Consider the following 4,645-nt stretch of genomic DNA (forward strand, 5'->3'; position numbering starts at 1 on the left):
GATCAGCTGTTTCGCCGCGCGTGTCTTGATGCCACTGCGTGGCCAAAGACGTTTTCGCTTGCCTTCAACATTTCGCCTGTTCAGTTGCGGGATTCCGCGCTTGGAGAGCGCATTATATCGCTCCTAGCAGGCTGTTGAAAAAGGTGCTCGCCGCCGACCGGCGACCGTGATTCATTAGCTCCGACGAGATTCGGAGATGGGGCGTGCGCGGCGGCGACAATCGAACGGGCGAGCTGTTCAGCTACGTCGACCTGGAGGCGCGGGTGCGGCGTGATCATCCGCTGCGAGCGGTCCGGACGATCGTGAACGAGGCGCTGTCAACGCTGGAGCGCGAGTTTGCCGCGCTCTATTCGCCGATTGGGCGGCCGTCGATCCCGCCGGAGAAGCTGCTGCGGGCGATGCTGTTGCAGGCGTTTTATTCGATCCGCTCGGAGCGGCTTCTGATGGAGCGGCTGGAATACGACCTGCTGTTCCGCTGGTTCGTCGGAATCGGCGTCGATGACGCCGCCTGGGACCATTCGGTGTTCTCGAAGAACCGCGACCGGTTGCTGGAAGGCGACATCGCGGCCAAGTTTCTGGCGGCGGTGCTGGCGCAGCCCAAGGTGAAGAAGCTTCTGTCGAGCGATCACTTCTCGGTCGATGGCACGCTGATCGAGGCCTGGGCCTCGATGAAGAGCGTCAAGCTCAAGGAAGGCTCGGGCGAGCCGCCAGCGCAAGGCGGCGGGCGCAATGCCGAAGCGGACTTCCATGGCCAGAGACGCTCGAACGACACCCATGCTTCGACCACCGATCCCGATGCCAGGCTTTACCGCAAGGGGAAAGGCAAGGAGACGAAGCTGTGCTTCATCGGGCATGGGCTGATGGAGAACCGCCACGGCTTGCTGGTCGACGCCTGCCTGACACAGGCCGACGGGCATGCCGAACGGGTGGCCGCGCTGCACATGATCGAACCGCGTGCCGACCGGCCGACAGCGATCACGCTTGGCGCCGACAAGGCCTACGACGCAGAAGACTTCGTCAACGAGCTGCGCTCGATGAACGTGACGCCGCATGTTGCGCAGAACACCAGCGGCCGCAGCTCTGCGATCGACGGGCGAACGACCCGGCACGGCGGCTATGCCGTCAGCCAGCGCATCCGCAAGCGGATCGAGGAGGCATTCGGCTGGATCAAGACGGTCGCCGGGCAAGAGAAGACCAGCTTCCGTGGCCGTGAACGCGTCGGATGGGCCTTTACCTTCGCTGCTGCCGCCTACAATCTGGTGCGGCTGCCCAAGCTGATCGCGGAGGCCGGCTGATGGCCAAGGTGCCCGGCTTCGCCAAGGCCTTTGCCGGCCGCTGGCGCATCGTCGAAATGGACACCTGGGACGGCGACTTCCTCGATCTCGTCGAACAGGCGCATCTCACCTTCAAGGGCAAGTCCGACGGTGAAGTTGCCTTCGGTGCGCTGAAGGGCTTCCTCGACGTCCGCTACGGCACGCGAGACGGTTCGGCCTGCGCGGAGTTCTCATGGCAGGGACACGATGAGAATGACCCCACCTGCGGTCGCGGATGGGCCATGATCGGCACTGCCGGCAGGCTCGTCGGCCACTTCTACATACACAATGGCGACGATTCAGCCTTCGTTTGCGAACGCGGCTGAGTTCTTCAACAGCCTGCTAGAGCAGACCGGCTTTAGTCCGCGCCGCCTGGAGATTGAAATTACAGAGAGCGCGTTCGTGGAAAGAAACGGGGCTGCGAAGACCGTAATTGACGAACTTCGTCAAGCCGGCGTCCCCGCATCGCGCTCGATGATTTCGGAACAGGTTATGCTACGCTTAGCCAGCTGCTTTCGTTTCGTCTTGACAAGATCAAGATCGATCGCAGCTTCGTGTCGCATCTCCACGACAGCACTGACAGCCGGGTGATCGTTCGTGCTATAATCGGCCTTGCTGAAGGGTTTGGTTTGACGACCACGGCCGAGGGAGTCGAAGACGAACGCCAGCTCGTCTATCTGGTGTTCAATGGTTGCACAGAAGGACAAGGCTACCTGTTCAGTGGTCCCGTTCCAGCCGCCGGTATCCCCGCGCTGCTCGATCGCGAAGCCAGCCGCGGACCGGTCACTGAAGATGGAGCAAGAAACCCACATGCGTGAGCCGACGCGCTGAGTTCAAGCGTGCTCGGGAGACACTTGATCAGAATAAAGCGTCTAGAGTTGCCGCGATACATTCGACACATCACCCTGCATTGTTGCTCAGGGCGGGCGCATTCACTTGGACAGGGCGCAGACTCTAAGAGATCACCTTGGCTCGATTACGCGATTGCGGGCGGCGGCCTGTCGTGCATCACTGTTTTGACCGACTCCAGCGTCAACGCACAGGGGCCGCGAACGGCCCTATGCGCTCAGAGTGCGCGAGCGGCCAAGCGCCTGATCTTCGACTACTCTCTTCGCTCTGGCGGCGTGCAGATGCACGATGAGCTGAATTAACGGCGATCAGATACCCGAAGTCTGGATATTGTCTCGAAGAGCCGTTATCCAAATCCCCTAACAGGCTGTTGAAAAAGGTGCTCGCCGCCGACCGGCGACCGTGATTCATTAGCTCCGACGAGATTCGGAGATGGGGCGTGCGCGGCGGCGACAATCGAACGGGCGAGCTGTTCAGCTACGTCGACCTGGAGGCGCGGGTGCGGCGTGATCATCCGCTGCGAGCGGTCCGGACGATCGTGAACGAGGCGCTGTCAACGCTGGAGCGCGAGTTTGCCGCGCTCTATTCGCCGATTGGGCGGCCGTCGATCCCGCCGGAGAAGCTGCTGCGGGCGATGCTGTTGCAGGCGTTTTATTCGATCCGCTCGGAGCGGCTTCTGATGGAGCGGCTGGAATACGACCTGCTGTTCCGCTGGTTCGTCGGAATCGGCGTCGATGACGCCGCCTGGGACCATTCGGTGTTCTCGAAGAACCGCGACCGGTTGCTGGAAGGCGACATCGCGGCCAAGTTTCTGGCGGCGGTGCTGGCGCAGCCCAAGGTGAAGAAGCTTCTGTCGAGCGATCACTTCTCGGTCGATGGCACGCTGATCGAGGCCTGGGCCTCGATGAAGAGCGTCAAGCTCAAGGAAGGCTCGGGCGAGCCGCCAGCGCAAGGCGGCGGGCGCAATGCCGAAGCGGACTTCCATGGCCAGAGACGCTCGAACGACACCCATGCTTCGACCACCGATCCCGATGCCAGGCTTTACCGCAAGGGGAAAGGCAAGGAGACGAAGCTGTGCTTCATCGGGCATGGGCTGATGGAGAACCGCCACGGCTTGCTGGTCGACGCCTGCCTGACACAGGCCGACGGGCATGCCGAACGGGTGGCCGCGCTGCACATGATCGAACCGCGTGCCGACCGGCCGACAGCGATCACGCTTGGCGCCGACAAGGCCTACGACGCAGAAGACTTCGTCAACGAGCTGCGCTCGATGAACGTGACGCCGCATGTTGCGCAGAACACCAGCGGCCGCAGCTCTGCGATCGACGGGCGAACGACCCGGCACGGCGGCTATGCCGTCAGCCAGCGCATCCGCAAGCGGATCGAGGAGGCATTCGGCTGGATCAAGACGGTCGCCGGGCAAGAGAAGACCAGCTTCCGTGGCCGTGAACGCGTCGGATGGGCCTTTACCTTCGCTGCTGCCGCCTACAATCTGGTGCGGCTGCCCAAGCTGATCGCGGAGGCCGGCTGATGGCCAAGGTGCCCGGCTTCGCCAAGGCCTTTGCCGGCCGCTGGCGCATCGTCGAAATGGACACCTGGGACGGCGACTTCCTCGATCTCGTCGAACAGGCGCATCTCACCTTCAAGGGCAAGTCCGACGGTGAAGTTGCCTTCGGTGCGCTGAAGGGCTTCCTCGACGTCCGCTACGGCACGCGAGACGGTTCGGCCTGCGCGGAGTTCTCATGGCAGGGACACGATGAGAATGACCCCACCTGCGGTCGCGGATGGGCCATGATCGGCACTGCCGGCAGGCTCGTCGGCCACTTCTACATACACAATGGCGACGATTCAGCCTTCGTTTGCGAACGCGGCTGAGTTCTTCAACAGCCTGCTAATGCCCCTCCGACTGAAGCGCCGGAGCTGTCTCCTAACGACTCCTGATTACTCCAGGGAGGGCCGGACGCACACGATCCGAATCACACTTCCACGGACATCCGCGGCTCCCCGTCAGGTGGGAGCCCTCCTGATCAGGCCGTTTATGATCAGCCAAACCTCCCAGGCCGCATTGCTCAGCACCAAACGATCCCCCAAGGCTTCCAAAACGAGACTTAGTCGGATTTGCGACATTACGTTCGAACATGACCTTGACTGTCCGATTTCTGACATGCAGTCGGTCTGGTACACTTCCTTGAAAAATTTTCCCTTACTGATCAAGCTGTCGCAGTTGGCATAGGGTTTGAACAGAGAGGCGCATCCACCGCAGCCGACCACGAAGCGGCGGCTACGCTAACGCTTCTTCGGCTGTGGCCTTTTGACGCAATGACACGAGCTGCCACATGGAGTCGGTCTCAATAGCACGTCACAAAAACTGCCCTCAATGTGGCTCTGCATTGGTCCACCTCGAGTGGCATGAACGCATCGGTGCGCGGGGGGTCCAAGATCTCTGGCGCTGCTGGAACTGCAGGAATGAATTCATGACCGTT

5 protein-coding genes are annotated in these 4,645 nt (G+C 61.7%); all 5 read left to right on the top strand.

Going from position 1 to position 4,645, the window contains the following annotated elements:
* Positions 1-203 precede the first annotated feature (203 nt).
* The 5 genes from I6F33_RS37625 (at position 204) to I6F33_RS37645 (ending at position 4,037) form a co-directional block, all read left to right on the top strand.
* Positions 204-1,295, top strand: coding sequence for an IS5 family transposase (locus tag I6F33_RS37625; protein WP_225143899.1), 1,092 nt, complete (start codon positions 204-206; stop codon positions 1,293-1,295).
* Positions 1,295-1,639, top strand: coding sequence for a hypothetical protein (locus I6F33_RS37630; protein ID WP_225143902.1), 345 nt, complete (start codon positions 1,295-1,297; stop codon positions 1,637-1,639). The genes I6F33_RS37625 and I6F33_RS37630 overlap by 1 nt, the downstream gene beginning before the upstream one ends.
* 183 nt (positions 1,640-1,822) lie before the next feature.
* Positions 1,823-2,131, top strand: coding sequence for an EAL domain-containing protein (locus I6F33_RS37635; RefSeq protein ID WP_249790062.1), 309 nt, complete (start codon positions 1,823-1,825; stop codon positions 2,129-2,131).
* 470 nt (positions 2,132-2,601) lie between these two features.
* A complete protein-coding gene (locus I6F33_RS37640) occupies positions 2,602-3,693 on the top strand; it encodes an IS5 family transposase (protein WP_225143899.1) in 1,092 nt (363 codons plus the stop codon).
* Positions 3,693-4,037, top strand: a complete 345-nt coding sequence (locus I6F33_RS37645; RefSeq protein WP_225143902.1) for a hypothetical protein — start codon at positions 3,693-3,695, stop codon at positions 4,035-4,037. The genes I6F33_RS37640 and I6F33_RS37645 overlap by 1 nt, the downstream gene beginning before the upstream one ends.
* The last annotated feature ends 608 nt before the right edge of the window (positions 4,038-4,645 follow it).

Source organism: Bradyrhizobium sp. BRP20 (genome assembly GCF_020194215.1).
In the GTDB taxonomy this organism is placed as follows: Bacteria; Pseudomonadota; Alphaproteobacteria; order Rhizobiales; family Xanthobacteraceae; genus Bradyrhizobium; species Bradyrhizobium yuanmingense.

Coding starts and splice junctions, on each gene's coding strand:
- I6F33_RS37630 (WP_225143902.1), top strand. CDS start 1,295: ATGGCCAAGGTGCCCGGCTTCGCCAAGGCCTTTGCCGGCCGCTGGCGC.
- I6F33_RS37645 (WP_225143902.1), top strand. CDS start 3,693: ATGGCCAAGGTGCCCGGCTTCGCCAAGGCCTTTGCCGGCCGCTGGCGC.